This window comes from Blautia sp. OF09-25XD (assembly GCF_003482095.1).
Taxonomy (GTDB): Bacteria; Bacillota; Clostridia; order Lachnospirales; family Lachnospiraceae; genus Fusicatenibacter; species Fusicatenibacter saccharivorans.
The window spans coordinates 271,145-297,071 of record NZ_QUMG01000001.1; the positions used below are offsets into that span (position 1 = coordinate 271,145).

The 25,927-nt window shown below is 49.6% G+C and carries 26 protein-coding genes; 21 read left to right on the top strand and 5 right to left on the bottom strand.

The features are described from left to right. Window position 1: 1 nt before the first annotated feature. The 9 genes from DXA93_RS19170 to DXA93_RS01335 are packed head-to-tail and all read left to right on the top strand — an operon-like array spanning window position 2 to window position 5,149. A complete protein-coding gene (locus DXA93_RS19170; protein ID WP_330425729.1) occupies window positions 2–646 on the top strand; it encodes a D-alanyl-D-alanine carboxypeptidase family protein in 645 nt (214 codons plus the stop codon). After that, a complete protein-coding gene (locus tag DXA93_RS19175; protein WP_330427215.1) occupies window positions 631–1,269 on the top strand; it encodes a D-alanyl-D-alanine carboxypeptidase family protein in 639 nt (212 codons plus the stop codon). Before DXA93_RS19170 ends, DXA93_RS19175 begins: the two co-directional genes overlap by 16 nt. A 33-nt stretch (window positions 1,270–1,302) precedes the next feature. Further along, entirely contained in the window at window positions 1,303–1,716 is a 414-nt protein-coding gene (locus DXA93_RS19180) for an RNase H1/viroplasmin domain-containing protein (RefSeq protein ID WP_119199132.1), read from the top strand. Beyond that, complete coding sequence (locus tag DXA93_RS01310) at window positions 1,686–2,036, top strand: RNase H family protein (protein WP_158583249.1); 351 nt, start codon at window positions 1,686–1,688, stop codon at window positions 2,034–2,036. The genes DXA93_RS19180 and DXA93_RS01310 overlap by 31 nt, the downstream gene beginning before the upstream one ends. A 53-nt stretch (window positions 2,037–2,089) precedes the next feature. Then, a complete protein-coding gene (locus tag DXA93_RS01315) occupies window positions 2,090–2,890 on the top strand; it encodes a metallophosphoesterase (RefSeq protein WP_158554950.1) in 801 nt (266 codons plus the stop codon). Between the two features lie 15 nt (window positions 2,891–2,905). Continuing rightward, complete coding sequence (locus DXA93_RS01320) at window positions 2,906–3,727, top strand: segregation and condensation protein A (protein ID WP_022462320.1); 822 nt, start codon at window positions 2,906–2,908, stop codon at window positions 3,725–3,727. Further along, entirely contained in the window at window positions 3,705–4,328 is a 624-nt protein-coding gene (gene scpB, locus DXA93_RS01325) for an SMC-Scp complex subunit ScpB (RefSeq protein ID WP_022462321.1), read from the top strand. Before DXA93_RS01320 ends, scpB begins: the two co-directional genes overlap by 23 nt. Before the next feature lie 33 nt (window positions 4,329–4,361). Further along, window positions 4,362–4,874, top strand: a complete 513-nt coding sequence (locus DXA93_RS01330) for a zinc dependent phospholipase C family protein (protein WP_119207635.1) — start codon at window positions 4,362–4,364, stop codon at window positions 4,872–4,874. Between the two features lie 5 nt (window positions 4,875–4,879). Then, window positions 4,880–5,149 (top strand): hypothetical protein, encoded by a 270-nt coding sequence (locus DXA93_RS01335; RefSeq protein WP_119207636.1) that lies wholly within the window; start codon window positions 4,880–4,882, stop codon window positions 5,147–5,149. 99 nt (window positions 5,150–5,248) lie between these two features. On the opposite strand, the gene DXA93_RS01340 is transcribed toward DXA93_RS01335, so the two are convergent. From DXA93_RS01340 to DXA93_RS01355, 4 genes are all read right to left on the bottom strand, one after another. Beyond that, a complete protein-coding gene (locus DXA93_RS01340) occupies window positions 5,249–7,123 on the bottom strand; it encodes an extracellular solute-binding protein (protein WP_431834936.1) in 1,875 nt (624 codons plus the stop codon). Window positions 7,124–7,146: 23 nt separating this feature from the next. Continuing rightward, complete coding sequence (locus tag DXA93_RS01345) at window positions 7,147–7,989, bottom strand: ABC transporter permease (RefSeq protein WP_055218051.1); 843 nt, start codon at window positions 7,987–7,989, stop codon at window positions 7,147–7,149. Then, entirely contained in the window at window positions 7,961–9,034 is a 1,074-nt protein-coding gene (locus tag DXA93_RS01350; protein ID WP_117509007.1) for an ABC transporter ATP-binding protein, read from the bottom strand. Before DXA93_RS01350 ends, DXA93_RS01345 begins: the two co-directional genes overlap by 29 nt. 72 nt (window positions 9,035–9,106) lie before the next feature. Continuing rightward, window positions 9,107–9,646, bottom strand: coding sequence for a cupin domain-containing protein (locus tag DXA93_RS01355; protein WP_055226534.1), 540 nt, complete (start codon window positions 9,644–9,646; stop codon window positions 9,107–9,109). A gap of 278 nt (window positions 9,647–9,924) precedes the next feature. On the opposite strand from DXA93_RS01355, the gene DXA93_RS01360 reads away from it, so the two are divergent. After that, window positions 9,925–11,160: a D-alanyl-D-alanine carboxypeptidase family protein gene (locus DXA93_RS01360; RefSeq protein WP_243109122.1), complete on the top strand. Its 1,236-nt coding sequence runs from the start codon at window positions 9,925–9,927 to the stop codon at window positions 11,158–11,160. On the opposite strand, the gene DXA93_RS01365 is transcribed toward DXA93_RS01360, so the two are convergent. Further along, complete coding sequence (locus DXA93_RS01365; RefSeq protein WP_055226390.1) at window positions 11,145–12,527, bottom strand: MATE family efflux transporter; 1,383 nt, start codon at window positions 12,525–12,527, stop codon at window positions 11,145–11,147. The two genes, DXA93_RS01360 and DXA93_RS01365, sit on opposite strands and share 16 nt — an antisense overlap. Window positions 12,528–12,795: 268 nt before the next feature. On the opposite strand from DXA93_RS01365, the gene DXA93_RS01370 reads away from it, so the two are divergent. The 11 genes from DXA93_RS01370 (at window position 12,796) to DXA93_RS01420 (ending at window position 25,865) form a co-directional block, all read left to right on the top strand. Continuing rightward, on the top strand, window positions 12,796–14,019 hold the full coding sequence (locus DXA93_RS01370) for a 6-phosphofructokinase (RefSeq protein WP_055226388.1): 1,224 nt from the start codon (window positions 12,796–12,798) through the stop codon (window positions 14,017–14,019). A gap of 270 nt (window positions 14,020–14,289) precedes the next feature. Continuing rightward, complete coding sequence (locus DXA93_RS01375; RefSeq protein ID WP_119207637.1) at window positions 14,290–15,723, top strand: acyl-CoA carboxylase subunit beta; 1,434 nt, start codon at window positions 14,290–14,292, stop codon at window positions 15,721–15,723. A gap of 15 nt (window positions 15,724–15,738) precedes the next feature. Then, window positions 15,739–16,512 (top strand): OadG family protein, encoded by a 774-nt coding sequence (locus tag DXA93_RS01380; RefSeq protein ID WP_022462331.1) that lies wholly within the window; start codon window positions 15,739–15,741, stop codon window positions 16,510–16,512. 14 nt (window positions 16,513–16,526) lie between these two features. Continuing rightward, window positions 16,527–16,904 carry a biotin/lipoyl-containing protein gene (locus DXA93_RS01385; protein WP_055266676.1) on the top strand — a complete coding sequence of 126 codons (378 nt, stop codon included), beginning with the start codon at window positions 16,527–16,529 and terminating at the stop codon, window positions 16,902–16,904. A 33-nt stretch (window positions 16,905–16,937) separates the two neighbouring features. Then, window positions 16,938–18,089: a sodium ion-translocating decarboxylase subunit beta gene (locus DXA93_RS01390; RefSeq protein ID WP_022462333.1), complete on the top strand. Its 1,152-nt coding sequence runs from the start codon at window positions 16,938–16,940 to the stop codon at window positions 18,087–18,089. Window positions 18,090–18,138: 49 nt separating this feature from the next. Then, window positions 18,139–19,548, top strand: coding sequence for an oxaloacetate decarboxylase subunit alpha (locus DXA93_RS01395; RefSeq protein ID WP_022462334.1), 1,410 nt, complete (start codon window positions 18,139–18,141; stop codon window positions 19,546–19,548). A gap of 230 nt (window positions 19,549–19,778) precedes the next feature. Further along, entirely contained in the window at window positions 19,779–20,753 is a 975-nt protein-coding gene (locus DXA93_RS01400; protein ID WP_117509159.1) for a MurR/RpiR family transcriptional regulator, read from the top strand. Next, the gene (locus tag DXA93_RS01405; protein WP_118594753.1) at window positions 20,750–21,997 is read left to right on the top strand and encodes an NAD(P)/FAD-dependent oxidoreductase; all 1,248 of its coding nucleotides are present in this window, start codon (window positions 20,750–20,752) and stop codon (window positions 21,995–21,997) included. The genes DXA93_RS01400 and DXA93_RS01405 overlap by 4 nt, the downstream gene beginning before the upstream one ends. Before the next feature lie 44 nt (window positions 21,998–22,041). Next, on the top strand, window positions 22,042–22,707 hold the full coding sequence (gene cmk, locus DXA93_RS01410) for a (d)CMP kinase (RefSeq protein ID WP_022462337.1): 666 nt from the start codon (window positions 22,042–22,044) through the stop codon (window positions 22,705–22,707). 32 nt (window positions 22,708–22,739) lie between these two features. Beyond that, on the top strand, window positions 22,740–24,641 hold the full coding sequence (locus DXA93_RS01415; protein WP_117509002.1) for a bifunctional 4-hydroxy-3-methylbut-2-enyl diphosphate reductase/30S ribosomal protein S1: 1,902 nt from the start codon (window positions 22,740–22,742) through the stop codon (window positions 24,639–24,641). A gap of 147 nt (window positions 24,642–24,788) precedes the next feature. After that, complete coding sequence (locus DXA93_RS01420; protein ID WP_055226378.1) at window positions 24,789–25,865, top strand: putative ABC transporter permease; 1,077 nt, start codon at window positions 24,789–24,791, stop codon at window positions 25,863–25,865. Window positions 25,866–25,927: the final 62 nt, after the last annotated feature.

Sequence of the window (25,927 nt, forward strand, 5' to 3'; positions counted from 1 at the left end):
TATGAAGAGAAGAACACGAAATATCGTCTGGAGCCTGCTGATGATCCTGGCGCTTCTTGCAGCGCCCTTGAAAGTGACTGCGGCAGAGCAGAATGGAGAATCTTCCGACAAGCAGCAGAACGAAACAACGGAACAGAAAACAGAAGAGACGGAGGAGACAGCACCGGAGATGACACCGGACCTTGGGCTGGCTTCGCCGTCTGTTCTTTTGATGGAGGCACAGACCGGAACTGTTCTGTACGAGAAAAATGCGTCGGAACAGCGAAGCCCGGCGAGCATCACAAAAATCATGACGCTGCTGCTGATTTTTGAAGAGCTCGAAAAAGGGACGCTCCAGCTGACCGACGAAGTGACGACGAGTGCGCACGCCAGAAGTATGGGCGGGTCCCAGGTTTTTCTGGAAGAGGGCGAAAAGCAGACCGTTGAGACGATGATCAAGTGTATTGTCGTTGCTTCGGGAAACGATGCATCTGTAGCGATGGCAGAGCATATTGCGGGGACAGAAAGCGAGTTTGTCAGCCGGATGAACCAGAAAGCAAAAGAACTCGGCATGAACGACACGAAGTTTGAGGACTGCTGCGGCCTCACGGATTCCGACGGCCATTACACGACAGCGCAGATGTGGCGAAAATGTCTCGGGAGCTGATCGAGCGCTTTCCGCAGATCCTGAACTATTCCTCTATCTGGATGGAAGAGATTACGCATGTCACACAGAAGGGAAGCAAACCATTCACCCTCACCAATACAAATAAGCTGATCCGCGGCTATGAGGGCTGTGTGGGACTGAAAACAGGAAGCACCTCGAAGGCGAAGTACTGCGTCTCGGCAGTGGCGAAGAAAAATGATCTGACAATGCTGGCAGTCGTGATGGGAGCACCGGACTACAAGGTGCGGTTTGCAGATGCGGCGTCACTGTTCCAGTATGGGTTTTCGTCCTGCAGCATCTACATAGACCGGGAATGCGATCCCCTGCCGGAACTTTCGGTTGTTTATGGAAAGCAGGATACGGCAGAACTGGAATATGCGGAAGAATTCCGCTATCTTGCGACGGGCGGGACGGTGATCGGTGAAGTGGAAAAAACGATAGAACTGCCGGAAGAGGTGCAGGCCCCTATCCAGAAAGGCGAGTGTGCCGGAAGAGTTGTTTACAAAGCAGACGGTGAGGAACTTGGTTCCGTTGCGATTTTATATGGAGCAGACGTGGCAAGAGCCGGCATGTGGGACCTGTTCGGATGTACGATGAAACAATATTTTCTTGGGACGGCATAAAGCCGGAGTATCATGCGCGAAAAGGAGAAAAACATGGCAAAGAAAAATTACTATGCGGTAAAACAGGGAAAGGTTCCGGGCATCTACCGGACATGGGATGCGTGCAAAGCGCAGGTACACGGTTATCCTGGCGCAATTTACAAGGGATTTGAGCGTCTGGAGGAGGCAGAGGCCTTTCTGGGCGGCGGTAAAATGCCGGAACCATTGCTGCGGGAAACAAAAGGAACGTATTCCGCTGCCCCGGAACGAAAGGCAGTACAGAGCACGGCAGCACCCGATCCTTCTTCTTGGGACTGGGAACACCTGATTCTGGCAGAAAAACCATGCGAAGACCCGGAATACGCCGGTGTCGGCAGGAGCGCCGTCGCATACGTGGATGGAGCTATCAGCATGCGCTCGGAAAGTTCTCCTGCGGTGTGGTCCTCTTCCTGGACGGAAAAGAGCTGAATCTTGCAGAAGAATACAGCGACCCGGATCTCGTCTCCATGCGGAATGTGGCAGGCGAGATCAAGGGCGCAGAGCTGGCCATGGCTTACTGCCTGACACATGATATTCCGGAGCTGGCCATCTATCACGATTACCAGGGAATCGCAAGCTGGTGTACGAGAGAATGGCAGGCGAAAAAACAGGGAACCATCGATTACCGGAATTTTTACGATCTGGCATCGGCCAAAGTTGCGATCCGCTTCTGCAAAGTAAAGGGCCACACCGGCGTCACCTACAACGAAAAAGCCGATCAGCTGGCAAAACAGGCATTGGGCTTATAAACAGCAGGGAAAACGGGTTGTCATACACCGAAAAATCAAGTATAATGAACGGTATGAGAAAATTTACAACGACCTATTACAAACTTTCGTCAAATGGAAAATTTCTGGAAGGAAACGGTTTTCGTCTGGCGTTTATCAGTGATCTTCACAATATGGAGTTTGGCCCGGATAACACGGTGTTAAAGGCAGTCATCGATGAGGCGGCTCCGGATCTTGTCATCATCGGCGGGGACCAGATTGTGGCAAAGCCGGGGGAGAACCTCGACCCGGGTCTGAGTTTCGCGGAACGTCTTGCGGAGGAATACCAGGTAATCTATGGCTGCGGAAACCACGAATACCGTCTGAAGCTGTATCCGGAACAGTACGGCGATCTGTATGAAAAGCTCCGGGAGCGCCTGAAAAAGGCAGGAATCTGCTATCTGGAAAATGAGACGGCGGATCTTACCATCAGCGGCTGTCCGGTCCGGATCTACGGCTATGCCATGGACCGCACCTATTACAACCGCTTTTACCGCGGACCGCTGCCGGTTTCGGAACTGACGGACCACCTTGGAAAACCGGATCCGGCGCGCTACGGCATTCTGCTGGCACATCACCCTGCCTACCGCAGCTCCTATGCATCATATGGAGCCGATCTGACGCTTTCCGGCCATTATCACGGCGGCGTGGTGGGCCTTGGCGCGCACCGGGGGCTTGTGACGCCGGATTTCCGCCTTTTTTCGAAAAACTGCCGCGGGCTGTTCCTGACGGGCGGCACCTGCCAGATCATCAGTGCAGGAACGGGCGAACACACCATTCCGGTCCGCATCTGGAACAGAAGAGAATTGATTATTACAGATATCGGGAAACCGTAAGGGAGAACAGAGCACATGGCGATACCAGTAAAGCTTCCGGTGTTTGAAGGACCGCTGGACCTTCTTCTTCACCTGATCGATAAAAATAAAATAGATATTTACGATATCCCCATTGTAGAGATTACGGACCAGTATCTGGAATACATTCATCAGATGGAGCGGGAAGACCTCGACATCATGAGTGAGTTCATGGTCATGGCGGCGACGCTTCTGGATATCAAATGCCGCATGCTGCTTCCGAAAGAAGTGAATGAGGAAGGCGAGGAAGAGGACCCGAGAGCCGAGCTGGTGCAGCAGCTTTTAGAGTACAAAATGTACAAGTACATGTCGTACGAGCTGCGTGACCGCATGAACGAGGCGAGCCGTTCCGTGTACAAGGAACCGACGCTTCCAAGAGAAGTGCTGGAGTACAGGACGCCGGTCGACACCTCCGAGCTCCTCTCGCAGATTTCTCTCGCGAAGCTCCATACGATCTATAAAATGATTTTAAAGCGCCAGGAGGACAAGATCGACCCGATCCGAAGCAAGTTCGGAAAGATCGAAAAAGAAGAGGTCAGCCTGCCGGACAAGATGACGTATGTCGAGCAGTTTGCTGTTAAAAAACGCCGCTTCAGCTTCCGCGACCTTTTGGAATCCCAGCCGGGCAAGGTGCATGTGATTGTCACCTTCCTTGCAATCCTGGAGCTGATGAAAACCGGCAAAATCCGGATCAGCCAGGAGGAGCTTTTCGGGGATATCCTGATTGAATCCCTGGAGGATGAGGACACCGTAGTTGTGCCGTATACAGACGAGACAGACAGTGAGGACAAGACAGATGGAAGAACAGAACAGGAATAAAGAAACTGCCCCGGGTGAGGCAAGACGCCCCTCTTCGGTCGAGGAGGCGGAAGCAGCCATCGAGGCAGTCCTTTTTGCGATGGGAGATTCCGTGGAGCTGGGAAGGATTGCAAAAGCGATCGGCCATGACACGGAGACGACCCGCAGGATTCTGAACCATATGATGGAAAAATATAATACGAAAGACCGCGGCATCCATATCGTGGAGCTTGAAAATGCGTATCAGATGTGCACGAAACAGGAATATTATGATTATCTTGTCAACATCGCCATGCAGCCGAAGAAGGCGGTTCTGACCGACGTCATGATGGAGACCCTCTCGATCATTGCCTACAAGCAGCCGGTCACGAAGCAGGAGATCGACAAGATCCGCGGCGTCAAGAGCGATCACGCGGTCAACAAACTGGTGGAGTACAATCTGGTGCAGGAGCTTGGCCGCCTCGACGCGCCGGGCCGCCCGATTGTGTTCGGCACGACCGAAGAATTCCTGCGGAACTTCGGCGTCGATTCCACCGACAATCTGCCGGAGATCAGTCCGGTCAAGATGGAGGACTTCCGCGCAGAAGTGGAAGAGGAAATGCAGATCAAGCTGGATGTCTGATCCGGCAGGAGAAAAAAGAAGGGAGATACCGATATGCCTACTACGTACGCACACGACAGGTTCGGAAGAGAAGTCTATGAACAGCTTCCGGCAAATTTGAAAAAGATCATTCGAGAAAACAAAAAATTGTATCTGATCGGACTGCACGGGCCGGATATCTTCTTTTATTACCATCCGTTCTCGAAAAACCGTGTGTCTGATTACGGAACGTTTCTGCATGAACAGACGGCTTCCGTTCTGTTCGATGATGAGGTGAAAAAGTATCAGCAGAGCCCGTCAGAGGCGATGGAAGCGTATCTGTTAGGCTTTGCCTGCCATTACCTTCTCGATTCGACGTGTCATCCGTATATCGGGAAATTTGTGGATCACACTGGAATTTCCCATACAAAGATTGAGACGAGCCTTGACCAGTACTTCATGCTGGAGGACGGCCTCGATCCGCTCGTATACCGTCCGGCATCGCCGATCTGCCCGCACACCGACGGCAACAAGGTCATCCACGCTGTTTTCCGGAAATCGGGGAAACAGAAATTGTCGAATGCCTGAAGGGCATGAAGCTCTGGACGAGAATCACGATCTGCCGCAGCAGTGCGGTAAGAAGCCTTCTTCTTGGAGCGATGAAACTGGTCGGCTGCTATGATTCGATGGGCGGCCGTGTGATGCCTGGAAGGCCTCAGAAGGAATGCGAAGCGGGCACACGGAATCTTGTCCACCTGTACGAAAGAGCGCTTGCAGAGGCGCCGCAGGAGCTTGTAAAGCTGGATGAAGTGCTCCATGGAAACGGAACGCTTTCCCCGCGCTTTGACCACAATTTTGATTAAAACAGACTTTTGAGAGCAACAGTAAGAATAGAAAAATCCCGGCAGGAATCTTTCCTAAGAATTCCTGACCGGGATCTTTTTTTGTCCGAAAGCAGATCTTTAATTTGATTTTACTTCACGCCACAGCTGGTTGTAAACCTCATCGGCATCATCGCCAAGATACGTAAAGGTTTCGCACCGTGCAAGCGTTTCCTCATCCGGGAAGGCGATTTCACTGTTTCGGATATCGTCATCCTCAATCAGTTCACGCGCCGCATCATTCGGCGTAGAGTAGGTAATATACTCAAAGTTTTTCAGTGCGATGTCCGGCCGGCAGAGGAAATTCAGGAATTTCTCTGCGTTCTCGACATGCTGCGCATCTTTTGGAATGCACCAGGAATCGATCCAGACGTTGGAGCCTTCTTTTGGAACAACGTATTCCAGATCCGGGTTTTCACGCTTCGTGTAGATAGCTTCACCGGAGTAAATAACGCCGATAGCCGCCTCATTTCCGATCATCTTGTCACGCACCTGATCCACAACGTACGCCTGCACGAGAGGTTTCTGTGTCACAAGCAGATCCTTCGCCTCCGTCAGCTCCTTGATATTGGTGGAGTTTAAGGAGTATCCCAGATCCTTTAAAGCAACAGCAAACGCATCGCGCACGCTGTCCTGCATCAGAATGCTGTCGCGGTAATTGGTATCCCACAGAACAGACCAGGAGTCGATCGGCTCGCTTACCATTTTTTTGTTGTACAGAATACCAACTGTTCCCCAGCAGTACGGGATCGAGTAGAGATTGCCCGGGTCGAACTGCTCGGAAGTCTCGTAGTACATATCTCCAATGTTGGAAGCGTTCGGAATATGGTCAAAGTTGATCGGCTGCAGCAGATCGTTCTGGATCATCTTCTGAATCATATAGTCGGACGGGCAGACAAGATCGTAGGAAATCGCACCGGATTTGATCTTCGGATACATGATTTCGTTCGTCTCATACTCCTCGTAAACAACGTGGATACCGGTTTCTTCCTCAAAGATATCGATGACATCAGAATCCATATATTCGCCCCAGTTGTACACAATCAGCTGCTGGGAGCCGCCGGCTGAAGCATTCTGGCTTCCGTAGTAAATACCGCCGCCGCCGATGACAAGCACCATGGCGATCGGAAGAATCCGGCGGAAGACCACACGTTTCGTGATGCGGAAACGGATGCCCTTCTTCGCCATAGCCTCGCGCTCTTTTGCCTCCTCTTTTTCTTCCTTCGGAGAAGGATTCACATTCACAAGGAGCAGCAGAAGCAGTACGGTAACAAAAAGAATCGTGGAGAGCGAGTACATCTCCGGCTTGATTCCCTTGCGGACTTCGGCATAAATCTTTGTGGAGAGCGTATCAACGCCCGGTCCCTTGGTGAAGTAGGTGATAACGAAATCATCGAGGGACATCGTAAAGGAGAGCAGAAAGCCCGAAACAACGCCTGGCATGATGTCCGGGAAGATAACTTTCCAGAATGCATACAGCGGAGAGGCACCAAGATCGAGAGCTGCCTCGTACGTCGATTTGTTCGTCTGCTTTAATTTCGGCATAACGCTCAAGATAACGTAAGGAACATTGAACGTAATATGTGCCATCAGAATGGTACCGAATCCAAGCTGAATGCGGCAGATGATAAAGAGCAGCATCAACGAGATACCCATGACGATCTCACCGTTCAGCATCGGAATATTGGTGATGCCCATGAAAACCGTCCGGCTCTTTTTCGACATGCTGTTGATGCCGATGCACGCAAGCGTTCCCAGCACAGTCGCAATCGCAGAGGCAAGAAGCGCGATGATCAGTGTCGTATACAGCGCATTCATGATCTCTGTATTGGCAAACAGTGAGCGGTACCAGTGCAGGGTAAAGCCGCCCCATTTGGCACGCGTTTTTGAATCATTAAAGGAGAGCACCACAAGGGTGACAATCGGCGCATACAGAAGAATAAAAATGAGTGCCATGTAAATTTTTTCCAGTTTCTTTCTCAAAATGCCGTTCCCTCCCCGTCTTTATCGTATTTGTTCATCAGAACCATCGACAGGATGATGAAGATCATCAGGACTGTGGAGAGTGCACTTCCGGCATTCCAGTTGTTGGTCTGTTTGAACTCCTGCTCGATGACGTTTCCGATCAGAAGGATCTTGCTTCCGCCGAGCAGGTCGGAAATAACAAAGGTTGTAAGCGCCGGGATGAATACCATGGTAATACCGCTTACGATACCCGGCGTGGTGAGCGGCAGCGTTACTTTCAGAAACGTCTGCACACTGTTTGCTCCGAGGTCCCTTGCTGCGTTGATGACATCACGGTCGATCTTAATCAGAACATTGTAGATCGGCAGAACCATAAACGGCAGGAAGTTGTACACCATACCGAGAATGATCGCTCCCGGTGTATTGATGATAGAAATGCCGGGCAGATGGAAAAACGCGAGGATGCTGTTGATGACGCCGTTTTTCTCAAGCAGTGTCTGCCATGCAAGCGTACGGAGCAGAAAATTCATCCACATCGGGAGAATGAAGATCAGCACAATAAAGCTGGTCTGATTGACATTCCGGTTTGCCAGAATCATGGCAAGCGGATAGGCAAGCAAAAGACAGAGCGCGGTGCTAAGAAGCGACAGCCACAGCGCCAGGCCGAGTGCCTTGATGTTTTCCTTCGTCGCAACGTAGGCGAAATTCGAAAGGGTAAAGCCGCCTTCTTCCCCGGTGAACGCATAGTAGAGAATCAGGATCAGCGGGATGATGATGAAACCGGCAGCCCAGACGGCATACGGTGCTGCCAGCCATTTCTTTAATTTATTACTCTTCAATGGCTGCCGCCTCCTCATCTTCGGATTCCGGTTTGTTCATAATCTGGATATCGAACGGATCGACGTGAATGCCGACTTCCTGTCCGACCGGGAACAGATCGGTAGAGTGAACGAGAAGCTCAAAGCCGTTCACCGTAACCTCCATCTCATAGTGAACACCTTTGAAAATCAGATGGGTGACACGTCCGCGGATGGTACCTTCCTCCGGCTTCACAAGATCAATATCCTCCGGGCGGATCACAACGTCGATCGGTTTGTTTTTGCCGAATCCGACATCAACGCACTCGAACTTCGCACCGAGAATCTCGACGAGACGGTCCTCAATCATGATGCCGTCGAGAATGTTGCTGTCACCGATGAAGTCTGCAACGAATGCGTTCTGCGGCTCATTGTAGATGTCTTCCGGTGTGCCGATCTGCTGGATATAACCCTGGTTCATGACAACAATCGTGTCCGACATAGTAAGCGCCTCTTCCTGATCATGGGTGACATAGACAAAGGTGATACCAAGCTCGTTTTTCAGACGGATCAACTCGTACTGCATATCCTGACGGAGCTTTAAGTCAAGTGCGCCGAGCGGCTCATCCAGAAGCAGAACTTTTGGTTCGTTGACAATCGCGCGCGCAATGGCGATTCGCTGCTGCTGGCCGCCGGAGAGAAGCGCCGGGGAGCGGTTTTCGTAACCCTCAAGGTTAACAAGTTTTAATGCGTATTTGATTTTGTCATCGATATATGCTTTGGATTTTCCTTTGATTTTCAGCCCGAAAGCAATGTTTTCCGCAATTGTCATATGCGTGAAAAGAGCATATTTCTGGAACACCGTATTTAACTGGCGTTTGTTCGGCGGAAGCTGGGTGATATCCTGTCCGTTAAATAAAACCTTTCCGGCATCCGGTGTCTCAAAACCGCCGAGGATACGTAATGTGGTTGTTTTTCCGCAGCCGCTCGGGCCAAGGAGGGTAAGAAATTCGTTTTCACGGATATAAAGATTCAGATCATCCAGAATGGTAACTCCGTCGTACGATTTTGTGATGTTGACCAGATCAAGTAATTTGGTACTCATGTGTAATATGCTCCTTTCGGGTTGTGAAATTTGGAACACCGTTTCTCGTGAAAATCACGCGATGTAAAAAATCTAAAAATAAGGCGGTGAACTGACCCAGAGAATGATGGCCGGTGTTTTACCCGGATTTTCCAGATAGTGATTACAGGAAGCGGGATAGTAGAAGCTTTCCCCTTTCTTCACTTTGTGGCATTCATCTCCAAGATGAAGGAGAATACGGCCGGAAAGTACATAGCCGAATTCCTCGCCTTCATGCGGTGAATCAATCTCGGTGCACGCGCCGCTTTGCAGCGTCAGCCGGATTGGCTCCATCCTGTTTTTCTGTGCATTCGGAACGATCCATGCGATCTCGTTGCCCTGCGCTTCAGCGGTCTTTACAAAGTAATCTTCTTCGCAAAAGACAACCTGATTGTCCTGCTCTTCGCCGAAAAACGTTTTTAGATCCGTTCCAAGGCAGGTAAGAACATCAACCAGCGTGGCGATCGAGGGAGAGGTCACATCGTTTTCAAGCTGGGAAATAAATCCCTTTGACAGCTCGCTCCGATCTGCCAGTTCCTCCTGCGTCAGCCCTTTCCACATCCGCAGTTCCCTGATTTTTTTTCCGATTTCCATAAAAAATCCTTTCTGCATCCAAAGTCTTTCCCGGGATCCTTTTGCTGAATACGGATTCTCAGGAAATCTCAGTAAAAATAAACAAAAAGTTTAGTGATTCTATACAAACACGGGGAATTATACATGATATGGATCGCAGTGTCAATAACTTTGTGAAATTTTACCATGATTTTACAGGAAACCTCATATAATGAAGAAGAAGCAGACAAAAAGCCGGTCCCAAAAGAGCGTCCGGCTTTTCCGTTTTTAAAGAGAAAAAACACAAGGGGGATCTGATTTTGAACAGAAAAAGAAGAAACAAGACAGGTTTTTTCCTGGGAATCCTGCTTCTGTTTTTGGGAAGTGTGTCCGTGACTGCGACAGAGCAGGAGAGCGAGCCGAATCAGCTGTTTGCAACGGCGGCATGCCTGATGGATGGCGATACCGGCCGTGTGCTGTTCGGAAAACGCGAGACAGATCCTATGGCAATGGCGAGCACAACGAAAATCATGACATGCATTCTGGCACTGGAAAACGGACAAGAGCAGACGGTCGCAACTGCATCGGCTAAAGCAGCCGCAGCGCCGAAAGTACATCTCGGTGTGCGGGAGGGAGAACAGTTTCTGCTTGGCGATCTTCTGTATTCCCTGATGCTGGAATCGCATAACGACGCGGCGGTAATGATTGCAGAGACCATCGGCGGAAGTGTAGAGGAATTTGCATCGCTTATGAATGAAAAAGCCGCAGCAATCGGCTGCACAGATACGCATTTTGTGACGCCGAACGGTCTCGATGCTTCTGACGCAGGCGGAGATCACCACACGACAGCAGCTGATCTGGCACGGATCATGCGATACTGTGTCTGGATTTCACCGAAAGCCGCCCAGTTTCTCGCAGTGACGCAGACGCGGTCCTATACCTTCTGGGATCTGGAAAAGAAAAACATGTTCAACTGCTATAATCACAACGCACTGCTGGATCAGATGGATGGAGCTGTTTCGGGAAAAACCGGCTTCACGGCAAAAGCCGGTTACTGTTATACCGGTGCGCTGGAGCGGGATGGAAAGCGTCTGATTGTGTCGTTGCTTGCGTGCGGATGGCCCAGCCATAAAAACTATAAATGGGCGGATGCCGCAAAGCTTTTAAACTACGGGCTGGAATCGTATATGTATCGTGACGTGCTGGACCATAGCTGGAACCCAGGGCAGATTGAAGTAGCAGACGGTGTTTACGACGGGATGCTGCAGGTAAAAAGCAGCGCCCGCCTTACCCTTACAAGCCCGGTGCTTGATCCGGCGCGCTCGCTTCCCGCTCTTCTGAAAGAGACAGAAATACCGGAAAAAGACATTTTTTTACCGGAGCTTTTGAAAGCCCCGGTAAAGAAAGGAGAAAAGGTCGGTTCGGTTACGTATTCGATCGACGGGATTCTTCTCGCGGAATATCCCGTCTATGCAGCCGAAACGATCGAGAAAATTGATTATGGGTGGTGCATGGAAAAGGTCGCAGAGCGCCTCTTTTGTCATTCTTCGGTATGAGTCACTTTTGCAAGTGTTTCTGTTGAAAGAATTTTCCGGATATTGCAGAGAAACAGCGTAACGGCAGTGATAACAGAACATACATCAGCGATCGGTTCTGCATAGTAAACGCCCATGACACCGAAGAAATGCGGCAGAATGAGTGCAAGCGGAATCAGAAGGATGACTTTTCGAAGCAGTGCAATAAAAAGAGAAATCTTCGCCTGGCCAAGACCGAGGAAGGAACTCTGTACGCCGCTCTGCAGTCCGAAAATTGCCATGCCGGCAATGTAAACCGGAAGTACCTTCTCTACGATGACAATCAGTTCCGGGTCAGTCGTGAAAAGACCGGCAAAAAGAGCCGGACGAAGCATTGCGAATACAACGTAGACGAAAGCGGCAGTAAAAGTAATGGCGATCATGCGCCGGATTGTCTGGCGGACACGGTCAAACTGGCCTGCACCAAAGTTGTAGCTGATGATCGGCTGTACACCGTTCGTAAAGCCGTTGACCGGTACGAAAATCAGCTGCAGCACCGACTGGAGAATTGTCATCGAGCCGACATAGAGGTCGCCGCCGTACGTCTGCAGCCCGTGGTTCATGACGATTGTGATGGCACTTTCCGTTGCAGACATGATAAATGGTGAGATGCCGAGTGCCATGACAGAGCCTAAAATGGAAAAATCCGGTTTCATGGTGCGAAGAGAAAGGCGGACACCTGATTTTTTTGAGGTAAGAAACCGAAGAACCCATGCAGCACTTAAAGCCTGGGAGAGAATGGTAGCAAGTGCGGCCCCGGAAACACCCATATGAAGAACGAAGATGAAAACCGGGTCAAGACCAATGTTGATAACAGCGCCAATGAGAACGGAGCACATGGCCGTGCGTGCGTGTCCCTGACAGCTGATAAAAGTATTCAATCCGACAGCCAGCTCGACAAATACGGTTCCGACAAGATAAATGGAAATATACGTGGAAGCGTATCGGATTGTGTTGCTGCTTGCACCAAAAAGGTACAGAAGCGGTGTCTGAAAGAAAAAGAAAAACGCCATCAGACACACGGAGAAAAAGAGCAGCAGGGAAGTGGAGCTTCCAAGAATTTTTTCTGCGCGGTCCCGGTTTTTCTGTCCGAGTGCGATGGCGGCAAGAGGAGCACCGCCTCCACTTGCGAATCCGGCAAAGGCGGAGATGATTGTGATAATCGGAAACGTGACGCCGACACCGGTCAGTGCCAGGGAACCAACATCAGGAATCCGGCCGATATAAATGCGGTCTACAATGTTATATAGTACATTTACAATCTGTGCGAGGACAGAGGGAAGGGCCAGTTCGAGCATCAGTTTCCCGATTTTTTCGGTGCCGAGACGGCCATCTTGCTTGGTCTGCATGAAAAAAACCTCCAGTTTTTTTGTTGATGAAACGTATATTTTTCTGCGTCCTTTTCGTGGACATTGCTTCTATTATAGCTTTTTAAGGGCAATCCTGCAAGAAAAAAACGAAAAACTTTGCAATCCGTTGTGAAAGTCTACAGGCTTTTCCCGGAAACGCAAAACAGGGTGTACGGAAGAAAAAAAATATGGTACGCTATAGGACGAAGCGAAAGTGATTTCGTGAAAAACTTTTAGAAAGTAGTGGGAATAGATGGAGGAAAATCATATGCGAAATCTGTTAGTAGCGCAGTCTGGCGGACCGACCGCGGCGATCAATGCAACGGTGGCAGGAGTTGTTTCCTGTGCTGTACTGTCCGGAAAAGTAGATCATATTTATGGTGCGGTAAATGGAATTGAAGGCGTGCTTGCAGAAAAATTTCTTGATCTTGGAAAAAAACTGGATTCAGCAGAAAAAATCTCTCTTCTGATGCAGACCCCGGCAGCAGCGCTTGGCTCCTGTCGTTATAAACTGGGCGATCCGGAAGAAAACAAGGAGGATTTTGAAGAAATACTTCAAATTTTTCGCAGACATGAGATCCGTTATTTTATTTATATCGGCGGAAATGATTCGATGGATACCGTAGACAAGATGTCAAAGTACTGCAAAGAAAACGGTGTGGACGATGTGTTTGTTGTCGGGGCGCCAAAGACGATTGACAATGATCTTGTCGAAACGGATCACTGCCCGGGCTTTGGATCTGCGGCAAAATATCTGGCAGCAACCTTTGCAGAGCTGGAGAGAGACTGCCATGTATATGAAAAGAAGGCTGTGACCATCGTGGAGGTCATGGGAAGAAACGCAGGATGGCTGACGGCAGCGTCTGCACTGTCCCGTGTCAACGGCGGAGAAGGGCCGAGCCTGATCTATCTTTGCGAGCCGGTCTTTGACACCGAACAGTTTTTAAAGGATGTGCAGGAAAAACTGGAACAGAAGGACAGTGTTCTGGTTGCAATCAGCGAGGGCATCCATGACAGCGAGGGCCGCTATGTTTCTGAGCAGGTGCAGAGCGATGCACAGGATCAGTTTGGGCACAGCTACATTGCAGGTTCTGCAAAAGTACTCGAAGAGCTGGTGCGTGACCGTATCGGCTGTAAGGTAAGATCGATTGAACTGAACCTGATGCAGCGGTGCGCGGCTCATCTTGCGAGTGCGACCGATCTTGAGGAGTCCCGTATGCTCGGCATGAAAGCCTGCCAGTGTGCACTGGAAAAACAGGGAGGACAGATGGCATCGATCCGAAGAATCTCCGCGGATCCTTACCGCGTGGAGTATACCTCCGTTCCGGTATCGGAAGTGGCAAATAAAGAAAAGAAAGTGCCGCTTTCCTGGATTACAGAAGATGGTCATGATGTGACCGAGGAGATGATGGCGTATCTTCGTCCGCTGATTCTTGGCGAACCGGCGATGCAGTATGAGAATGGAATTCCGGTTCACATTGAACTATATTAAACCGAAGGAAAAACGTGTAAGAAAAGCCGCCGCCGGGCGGCTTTTTTGTACGATGCGGAAAGAAAACAGGACTTTTTGAAAAAGGAAAGGCCGGGAAAAATCAAGTTTGACCTTCCATTTATAATAGGAAAAATCTGAAATTTTTCTGTCTATTTTCTGTCAAAAAGGTGAGAAAAAGTATTGAAAAAAAACGAAAAAACAGATATGATAGACTTGTATAAAATTTGTTTAAAATTTTATAATGAAAATAGAAAGATGGAGGTTTGAAGAATGAGTAACACAGCACAAAGTTTAGCGAGCACAAGAATCGCCTCTTTGCTGGATGAAAACAGCTTTGTGGAAATCGGCGGACAGGTTACTGCCAGAAGCACAGATTTCAACATGGCCGGCATGGAGACACCATCCGATGGTGTAATTACTGGTTACGGTGTGATCAACGGCAGCCTGGTATACGTATACAGCCAGGATGCGTCTGTGATGGGCGGTACCATCGGCGAAATGCATGCAAAAAAAATCGCGAGACTGTATGAGTTTGCACAGAAAACAGGTGCTCCGGTCATCGGACTGGTAGACTGTGCCGGTATGCGTCTGCAGGAGGCAACTGATGCTCTGAACGGTTTCGGCGAAATCTATATGGCGCAGGCAATGGTATCCGGCGTGATTCCACAGATCACAGCAGTATTTGGTACCTGCGGCGGCGGTATGGCACTCATCCCGGCTATGACAGACTTCACGTTCATGGAGTCTAAAAACGGAAAACTTTTCGTAAACTCCCCGAACGCACTGGACGGAAACCACGTATCCAAATGTGATACCGCATCCGCAGATTTCCAGGGCGAAGAAGCAGGTCTTGTTGACTTTGCTGGAACCGAGGAAGAAATCCTCGGACAGATCAGAAACCTGGTATCTATGCTTCCGGCAAACAACGAGGACGAAGCATACACCGAGTGCGAGGATGATCTGAACCGTGCATGTGCAGACCTTGCAAACTGCGCAGGCGATACCGGAATCCTTCTTTCCCAGCTCAGCGACAACGGCATCTATTTTGAGACCAAAGCCGCTTACGGAAAAGATGTTGTAACCGCATTCATCCAGTTAAACGGAGCAACCGTAGGAGCAGTTGCAAACCGCTCTGAAATCTACGGCGAGGACGGAACTGTAAAAGAGAAAATGGATGGAACCTTAAGCGCAAGAGGGGCCAAAAAAGCAGCAGATTTCGTAAACTTCTGCGATGCTTTCTGCATCCCGGTACTTACCATCACAAACGTAACCGGATTCAAGGCAACCAAATGCTCTGAGAGAACCATGGCTAAGAACGCAGCAGCCCTGACCGCAGCTTTCGCAAACGCAACCGTTCCGAAAGTAAACGTTGTTGTCGGCAAAGCATACGGAAGCGCATACGTTGTCATGAACAGCAAATCCATCGGAGCAGACATGGTATTTGCATGGCCGAACGCAGAAATCGGAATGATGGATGCAAAATCTGCAGCAAAGATCATGTACGAAGGATCTGACGCTGCTACCATCAACGAGAAAGCAGCTGAATATGCAACCCTTCAGAACAATGTAACTTCCGCAGCCAGAAGAGGCTATGTGGACACCATCATCGAGCCGGAAGACACCAGAAAATATGTTATCGGCGCATTCGAGATGCTGTATACCAAGAGAGAAGACAGGCCGGACAGAAAACACGGAACAGTCTAAGGAAGGTGGCATACGATGAGAAAGAACTGGAAAAAATTAGTAAGTCTCGTCCTTACCGCAGCCTGCACCATGGTTGTGACCGTAGCTCCTGTTTTTGCGGATGCGGCATCTACACCGGCTTATTCACCGGTTGAGGCGTCTACTGTAGATTCTCTGCTCTCCTCCAGTGCTCAGTGGGTAGGACAGAGCCTGATGACCTACAGCGATGACGATCTTGCCAATATGGAAGCTTCCGACCAGCAGTTCTATGCAAGAGCAGCTGAGGCATGGGAAGAGGCAAAGGCTGACCTCGGAGAGGTAAAAAGCCTGGAAGACGGTACTCTCGAAGTAGACGGAGATTTTGTAACCTGCACAATTCCGGGTGAATTTGAAAAAAATCCTGGTATTGTCCGCGTATTCTGGAACATCAGCACCGGAACACCGGTTCCGACCGACCTCACCATCACCGTTGAGGAGTCAAAGGGCGTTCTGATCGGCCAGGCCGGCATGAACACCATCATCGGAATCGGCACCGTATTTGTTATGCTGATTTTCCTGATTTTCGTTATTTCTTCGTTTGATTACATTTTGGGAGACAAGAAGAAGAAAAAAGCACCGGCAGCACCTGTACAGGAAGCACCGAAGGCTGTCGCAGCACCGGTTGTTGAAGAGACAGTACCGGAAGCAGACGATATGGAGCTGCAGGCTGTTATTACAGCTGCAATCGCCATGTATGAAGAGGATATGGCTTCTGCATCCGGAGATGCTTATGTTGCACGTCCGATCCGCAGAAAAGGCAAAAGAGCTTAAGGAGGAAATTTTCAATGAAAAACTACACCATTACCGTAAACGGAAATGTATATAACGTAACTGTAGAAGAAGGAACCACAGCAGGCGCAGCTCCAACAGTCAGCGCAGCAAAAGCAGCTCCGGCACCAAAAGCAGCACCGGCAGCACTGAAAGCAGCAGCTCCGGCAGGCGCAGCAGGCAGCGTAGAGGTTACTGCTTCTGTACCTGGTAAAATCTGCAAAATCGAAGCAGCAGCAGGCACCGCTGTAAAAGCAGGAGATGCTGTTCTTGTACTGGAAGCCATGAAGATGGAAATCCCGGTTGTAGCACCGCAGGATGGCACAGTAGCAACCATCAATGTAGCAGTAGGCGATGCAGTAGAATCCGGTGATGTTCTTGCAACCATGAACTAATGCCCGTTGTAAGAAAAAACCGGAGGTGAAAAAATGATTACTGAAACTTTAAACAACCTGCTTCACCAGACGGCGTTTTTTAATCTGGACTGGGGCAATTACGTTATGATCGCAGTGGCTTGCTTCTTCTTGTATCTTGCGATTAAGCATGAATTTGAGCCGTTGCTTCTTGTACCGATCGCATTCGGTATGCTGCTTGTAAACATTTACCCGGACATCATGGCTGAGCCTTATACCGACGTACAGGGTCTTGAGCATGCGGGCGGTCTGTTCTACTATTTCTTTACTCTGGACGAGTGGAGTATCCTCCCATCCCTGATCTTCATGGGCGTAGGTGCGATGACAGACTTCGGTCCGCTGATTGCAAACCCGATCAGCTTTATCATGGGTGCAGCAGCACAGCTTGGTATCTATCTGGCATACTTCTTCGCTATTTTCATGGGATTCAACGGAAGAGAGGCAGCAGCTATTTCCATCATCGGCGGTGCCGACGGCCCGACTTCTATCTTCCTTCTGAATAAGCTCGGACAGCAGCACCTGATGGGACCGATCGCCGTAGCAGCATATTCCTATATGTCACTGGTGCCGATCATCCAGCCGCCGGTCATGAAGCTTCTGACTACAGAGAAAGAGCGTAAAATCAAAATGGAGCAGCTTCGTTCCGTATCCAAACTCGAGAAGATCCTGTTCCCGATTGTTATCACCATCGTTGTCTGCATGATCCTTCCATCTACCGCTCCGCTGGTAGGTATGCTGATGCTTGGTAACCTGTTCCGTGAGTGCGGCGTTGTAAAACAGCTCCAGGAGACAGCTTCCAATGCCATGATGTACATCGTAGTTATCCTTCTTGGTACTTCCGTTGGTGCATCCACAAGTGCTGAGGCATTCTTAAATGTCAGCACCTTAAAGATCGTTGCCCTGGGTCTGATCGCATTCGTATTCGGCACCGCAGGCGGTGTCCTGTTAGGAAAGGTACTGTGCAAGGCAACCCACGGAAGAATCAACCCGCTGATCGGTTCTGCAGGTGTATCTGCGGTACCTATGGCAGCCCGTGTATCCCAGAAAGTCGGTGCGGAGGCAGATCCGACGAACTTCCTGCTGATGCATGCAATGGGACCGAATGTAGCCGGTGTTATCGGTACAGCCGTAGCGGCCGGTACCTTCATGGCGATCTTCGGTGTATAACTTCTTAAGACAAACAAAAGTGAGAAACACTTAATTTAGGAGGATAGAAATGGCAGTAGAAAAGAAACCTGTCAAGATTATGGAAACTGTTCTGCGTGATGCACATCAGTCCCTGATCGCGACGAGAATGACAACAGAACAGATGCTTCCGATCATCGATAAAATGGATAAAGTCGGATATCACGCAGTAGAGTGCTGGGGAGGTGCAACTTTCGATGCTTCCTTACGTTTTCTGCATGAAGATCCATGGATGAGACTGAGAAAACTCCGTGACGGATTCAAAAATACAAAACTGCAGATGCTGTTCCGCGGACAGAATATCCTGGGATATCGTCCGTACGCAGACGACGTAGTAGAGTATTTCGTACAGAAATCCATTGCAAACGGAATCGACATCATCCGTATTTTTGACTGTATGAACGATCTGCGCAACCTGCAGACCGCTGTCAGCGCAGCCAACAAAGAAAAAGGCCACGCACAGGTAGCACTTTCCTATACTTTAGGAGATGCTTACACCCTGGATTACTGGACCACCATGGCAAAGAGAATCGAAGAGATGGGTGCAGATTCCATCTGTATTAAAGATATGGCAGGCCTGCTCGTTCCGTACAAGGCAACTGAGCTGGTAACCGCGCTGAAAGAAGCAACCGATCTTCCGATTCAGCTGCACACCCACTATACTTCCGGTGTTGCATCCATGACGTACCTGAAAGCAGTAGAGGCTGGTGTTGATATCATCGATACCGCAATGTCTCCATTCGCTATGGGTACTTCACAGCCGGCAACTGAGGTTATGGTTGAAACCTTCAAAGGCACTCCATACGATACTGGTCTGGATCAGAACAAACTGGCTGAGATCGCAGATTACTTCCGTCCGATGAGAGACGAAGCGCTCGATACAGGCCTCTTAAATCCGAAGAACCTTGGCGTAAATATCAAGACTCTTCTGTATCAGGTACCGGGCGGTATGCTCTCCAACCTGACAAGCCAGTTAAAAGAGCAGCACGCAGAGGACAAATACTACGATGTACTCGAAGAAGTACCGCGCGTAAGAAAAGACCTCGGCGAGTGCCCGCTGGTTACTCCGTCTTCCCAGATCGTTGGTACCCAGGCTGTATTCAATGTCCTGATGGGCGAGCGTTACAAGATGGTAACGAAAGAGACAAAAGACGTTCTTGCCGGAAAATACGGTGCAACTGTAAAACCGTTCAATCCGGAAGTACAGAAGAAATGCATCGGCGATACCGAGCCGATCACCTGCCGCTACGCAGACCTGCTTGAGCCGGAGCTTCCGAAACTGGAGAAAGAGATAGAGCAGTGGAAACAGCAGGATGAGGATGTATTAACCTACGCTCTGTTCCCGCAGGTAGCTGTAGACTTCTTCAAATATCGTGAAGCGCAGCAGACAAAAGTAGATCCGGCAGCCGCTGACAAAAAAGACGGCGCATATCCGGTCTAAATAAAATCTGAGTAAAAAAATCAGCCGGTGTTCTGTGTTCCCCGTAAAAAGGGAATGCAGAACACCGGCTTTCCTTTTCAGCTTTTCAGCCATTGCGCCAGTAATTTATTCGTGTTATAATTCAAAAGATCGAGGTGTGTCCGAAAAAGAATCAGGATGCCCCCAAAAGAAAAAATGTGGATGCCGAACGGCATTTGCAGATCGGAAAAACAAATCAGGAAGAAAATAACATGAAAAAAGAAAAAGAACAGTCTTCTTCAGAAGAGCAGAAGGCAGCGAACGAGAATCTCCTCATTCGTCTGAATCAAAATTACGGAAAGTTGAGCAAAGGACAGAAGAGGCTGGCAGATTTTATTACGGCACATTATGACCAGGCCGTATCGATGACGGCAGCGCGCCTGGGACAGCAGGTCGGCGTCAGCGAATCGACAACGGTTCGCTTTGCGATGCAGCTTGGCTACGCGGGATATCCGGAGTTCCAGCGCGCACTGGAGGAGATGGTGATGAATCGTCTGAATTCAGTGCAGCGGATGCAGTTTACGTATGGCCGCGTGCCGCAGGGAGAAATTCTGGAGACCGTCCTGCAGTCGGATATTGAAAAAATCAAGATGACGCTGGAAGAAGTGGACCGGAGCGCCTTTGAGCGCGCTGCGGATACGATTCTTTCTGCGCGGACAATTTACATTGTCGGCATTCGGAGCTGCGCGCCGCTTGCGAGCTTTCTGGCGTTCTATTTCCATATGATTTTCCCGGATGTGCGCCAGGTACAGACAAACAGTTCCAGCGAGATTTTCGAGCAGATGATCCGCATCACGGAGGATGATGTGGTGATCGGCATCAGCTTCCCGCGGTATTCGATGCGTACGATGAAGGCACTGGAATTTGCGAACAGCCGCAAAGCGAAGGTGATTACGATCACAGACAGTGTGCATTCACCGATGAATGTTTATGCAGCCTGTACGCTGATTGCCAAGAGCGATATGGCATCGATCGTCGATTCTCTGGTGGCCCCTTTGAGTGTAATCAATGCGCTTGTCGTGGCGCTCTGCATGAAACGCCAGGCGGATGTGAAAAAGACACTTGAGAGCATGGAAAAACTGTGGGATGAGTACCAGGTTTACAGCAACGATGAAATCAACGGGCTGGACGATGCACGTCCTATGGGCGGAAAAAAGGCAGCTCTGCCGGTAAAGGAGAAAGCATGAGAAAAGCAGCAGTAATCGGCGGAGGCGCCGCCGGAATGATGACCGCCGTGCTTGCCGCCGGCGAAAAGACAGAGATTCATCTCTATGAAAAAAATGAAAAGCTGGGAAAGAAGCTGTTTATCACAGGAAAGGGCCGCTGCAATGTGACAAACGACTGCCCGACAGAAGAGTTCTTCACGAATGTGGTGACAAACCCGAAATTTCTGTACAGCTCCGCCTACAGCTTTGACAGCGCCCAGGTGCAGGAGTTTTTCGAAGCGGCAGGTGTCCGCTTAAAAGTGGAGCGCGGAAACCGTGTCTTCCCGGAGTCAGATCACTCCTCGGATATTATCCGCGCGCTGGAGACGGAACTGAAACGGAAAAATGTTCAGGTGCATAAGAATACAAAAGTAAAAGAGCTTCTTTTCGAAGGAGACCGCGTGAAAGGAATCCGCCTGGAAAACGGGAAAGAGCTTTTTTACAATGATGTCGTTGTCGCAACCGGCGGTATGTCGTACCAGACGACGGGGTCGGATGGAGACGGCTACCGTTTCGCAGAAGAGGCAGGACTTGCCGTCACTCCGCTCCGCCCGGCGCTGGTGCCGCTGGAAACAGAGGAAGCGTACATCCGTGAGCTGCAGGGACTCTCCCTGAAAAATGTGACGATGACGATTAAAAACGGCAAAAAGACGCTGTTCGATGGATTCGGCGAGATGCTGTTTACACATTTCGGAATTTCCGGCCCGCTGGGGCTTTCTGCGAGCTCCTACATCGGAAAAGCACTGGAACAGCAGCCGCTGAAAGGATATCTGAACCTGAAGCCGGCACTCACGGAAGAACAGCTGGATGCGCGGATCCTGCGTGAATTTGAGGAAAACCGGAACAAACAGTTCCGCAACGTGATCAACAGTTTGTTCCCGGCGAAACTGCTTCCGGTGATGCTCTCTCTTGGCGGGATCGACCCGTACAAACAGGTCAATGCCGTATCGAAAGCGGAGCGTCAGCACTTTGAAGAGCTGATCACGCATTTCCCGTTTACAGTAACCGGAACACGGGGTTTCCGTGAAGCAATTATCACACAGGGTGGTGTTTCCGTGAAAGAGATCCGTCCGGGCACGATGGAGGCAAAGAAAAAAGAAGGTCTGTACTTCGTAGGAGAAGTGCTCGATCTCGATGCACTGACCGGCGGCTTCAATCTGCAGATTGCCTGGGCAAGTGCCCACGCTGCAGCCGAAGAGATCCGGGCAAAGGAAGAACAGGAATAAAATATGGATCACAGATTTTAGAATTTTCAGGAGGAAGAGAGAAGATGAGATTTAATCTTGCAATTGACGGACCGGCAGGCGCTGGCAAAAGTACAATCGCAAAACGTGTGGCAAAGGAGCTTTCGTTTGTCTACGTTGATACAGGAGCAATGTACCGTGCCATGGGCATCTATTTTTCAGATCTTGGCATTGCACCGGAAGAGCAGGAAAAAATTGAGGCAGCCTGCAAAGATGTGAAAATTTCCATTTCCTACGAAAACGGAGAGCAGCAGGTTTATTTAAACGGCGTCAATGTCACCGGAAGACTGCGCACCGAGGAGGCTGGAAAGATGGCATCCGCGACAAGCGCCTATCTGGAAGTACGGAAAAAACTCGTGGAGCTGCAGCAGGAGATGGCGGAGAATACGGATCTTGTGATGGACGGCCGCGATATCGGAACTGCCGTTCTGCCGAACGCACCGTTGAAAGTCTATCTGACAGCAAGTGCCCATGTCCGCGCACTGCGCCGCTGGAAAGAGCTGACCGAAAAGGGACAGACAGCCGATCTTGCGAAAATCGAGGAAGATATCAATGAGCGTGATTATCAGGACATGCACAGAGAGCATTCCCCGCTGGTACAGGCAGAAGACGCCGTACTCGTTGACAGCTCTGAAATGACGATCGATGAGGTTGTGGAAAAGATCTTAAGCCTTGCCCGCGAGCGCATGTAAACGCGGCAGAGAAAAGAGGAGAAGAAAAACAGATGGAAGTAACTGTTGCAAAAAGTGCAGGCTTCTGCTTCGGCGTCAAACGGGCGGTCGATACGGTATACCGTGAAATTGAGAGCGGTGAAAAGCCGGTCTACACCTTCGGGCCGATTATTCACAACGAACAGGTTGTGGAGGATCTCGAAAACCGCGGCGTGCAGGTGATCCATTCGGAAGATGAACTAGAGGGGCTTTCTGGCGGAACCGTTGTGATCAGGTCGCATGGCGTGTCGCGGGATGTCTGTGAAAAGATCGAAGCGCGCGGCATGAAGATTGTAGATGCGACGTGCCCGTTTGTCAAGAAGATCCACCGGATTGTGGACGAGGAGGGCAGAAAAGGCCGCCACGTCGTCATCATCGGAAGCGCGGATCATCCGGAGGTACAGGGCATCATGGGATGGGCGAGCGGCCCGGTTACCGTGATGCATACCGCCGAAGAAGCGGAAAGTTTTGTGCCCGAAAATGGAAAACCAATATCTATTGTGGCACAGACGACATTTAATTACAACAAATTTAAAGATTTAGTTGAAATTTTTTTGAAAAAGAGTTATGATAGTACTGTTTTAAAGACTATCTGCAACGCTACCGAGGAAAGACAGACGGAAGCGAGAGCAATTGCCAGGAAGGTTGATGCCATGTTTGTCGTGGGAGGCAGACATAGTTCAAACACGCAAAAGCTGTATGAGATATGTAAAGAAGAATGTAAAAATACTTACTTTATAGAGACACTCGTTGATTTGGAATCTAAGCCTTTTCAATCATTTGGTCGCGTAGGTATTACAGCTGGGGCATCCACCCCGAATAAAATAATTGAGGAGGTTCAAAAAATGTCAGAAATGAGTTTTGAACAAATGCTGGATGAATCATTTAAAACAATCAGAAACGGAGAAGTCGTTGAGGGTACTGTAATCGATGTCAAAGACGATCAGATTATCCTGAATATCGGATACAAAGCCGATGGTATTCTTACCAAAAACGAATATTCCAACGATTCTTCCATCGATCTTCACACCGTTGCACAGCCAGGTGACAAAATGGAAGTCAAAGTTCTGAAAGTAAATGATGGAGAGGGACAGGTCCTTCTTACTTACAAGAGACTTGCTGCTGAAAAAGGCAACAAGAGACTCGAGGAAGCATTCGAGAATCATGAAGTTCTGAAAGCAAAAGTAACACAGGTACTGAACGGAGGATTATCCGTAGTTGTTGAGGAGACCAGAGTATTCATTCCGGCCAGCCTTGTATCTGATGTATATGAAAAAGATCTGTCTAAATATGCAGATCAGGAAATTGAATTCGTTATTACCGAGTTCAACCCGAGAAGAAGACGCATCATCGGTGACCGCAAACAGCTCATCGTTGCTGAGAAGAAGAAACTGCAGGAAGAACTGTTCGCACGCATCGCAGTTGGCGATGTTGTAGAGGGAACTGTTAAGAATGTTACCGATTTCGGCGCATTCATCGATCTGGGCGGAGCTGACGGACTGCTTCACATCTCTGAGATGTCCTGGGGCCGCGTAGAGAACCCGAAAAAAGTATTCAAAGTTGGTGAGACTGTAAAAGTTCTGATCAAAGACATCAACGGCGACAAGATTGCTCTTTCCTTAAAATTCCCGGAAGAGAATCCGTGGCTGAACGCTGCTGACAAATACGCTGTAGGCAACGTAGTAGAAGGCTGTGTTGCCCGTATGACTGACTTTGGTGCATTCGTTGAGCTTGAGCCGGGCGTAGATGCTCTGCTTCATGTTTCCCAGATCTCCAGAGAGCATGTTGAGAAACCGTCTGATGCACTGAAAATCGGACAGGAAATCACTGCAAAAGTAGTTGATTTCAACGAGGAAGACAAAAAAATCTCTCTGAGCATGAAAGCTCTGGAAAACGAAGAGCCAGTAGAAGAGTAAGAATAATTTAACTTGCAGGTGCTGCAGTTGGATGATTAGAATGCCGTAGACAACCGGGTTTCCTGAACAGACAGGAAACCTGTTGCCTGCGGTATTTTCTTATCATCCTGTTTTTGGCACCAGAAAAGAAAAAGGGGATGAAAGTTTATGTGGGAGACGAAGATTCTGGGTGTGGATCTGTACCACGTTCTAGCATGGTTCTGGCTGTACAGCTTCTGCGGATGGATCTGGGAGAGTTCCTATGTATCGATCCGGCAGAAAAAACTGGTCAACCGCGGTTTTGTCAATGGTCCGCTGCTGACACTGTACGGCACCGGCGCTGTTATGGTATACTTGATCCTGCGCCCGTTTGAAGCGAACGTCTGGGCACTGTATTTCGGAGGTGTCATTGTAGCGACGGTTCTGGAATATGTAACCGGCGTGCTGATGGAGACCATTTTTCATGCGCACTGGTGGGACTACAGCAATCAGAAGTTTAATTTTCAGGGAAAGATCTGCCTCAGCAGTTCGATTGCCTGGGGATTCTTTACACTGGGGCTGTTCTATATTCTGCAGCCGATTGCCGTGAAAGTAGTGAATCTTGTTTCGGATACTACAGGAGAGATCATTGTTTCCGTTGTTACCGTCTGCTATCTGGTAGATTTTGGATTTTCCGCAGCCGCAGCATTCCAGCTGGGACAGAAGATGCGCAGTCTGGAGAAAACGTGGGGAGAATTTCTGAAATATCTGCAGAAATCCCGCTTTAACCAGCTTGCCGAGGAGATGAATGCGAAAGTACAGCAGTATCGTGCAGAGTATTCCAGAGATAAGATGAAAGAATATCTGGCCGAGAAGCGCCAGACACTGTCTGAGGCAATGGAGCAGATGCAGAAGCTGGAGAAGGAGCGGAAAGAAGCCGAGGGAAGAAGAAATCCGCTTTTCGAGTCGAAGAACCGCCTGATGGAGTTCGGAGCAGAGCAGAAGGAACGCCTGACCGAGTTCGGAGCAGAGCAGAAAGAACGGTTTGCGGCACTTGGATTTGATGTGCGCAGTGATAAGATGCCGGATCTTAAAGAGCTGCTGGAGCGCTTTGACCAGATGACAAAACCGCAGCTTCCGACCAACTGGCTGATGCGCCTGACAACGAAACGTTATCTGCGCGCCTATCCGCATCTGCAGGGAACGCATCATGCTTCTCTGAAAAAGGAAGAAAAAAAGGTAGAAGAGAAAGAAGAGAAAAAATAAAGGACTGCTTGGAAAGGACAGTCCCGGAAAAACGGCCGTGCATGCAAAAACGTGTACGGCTG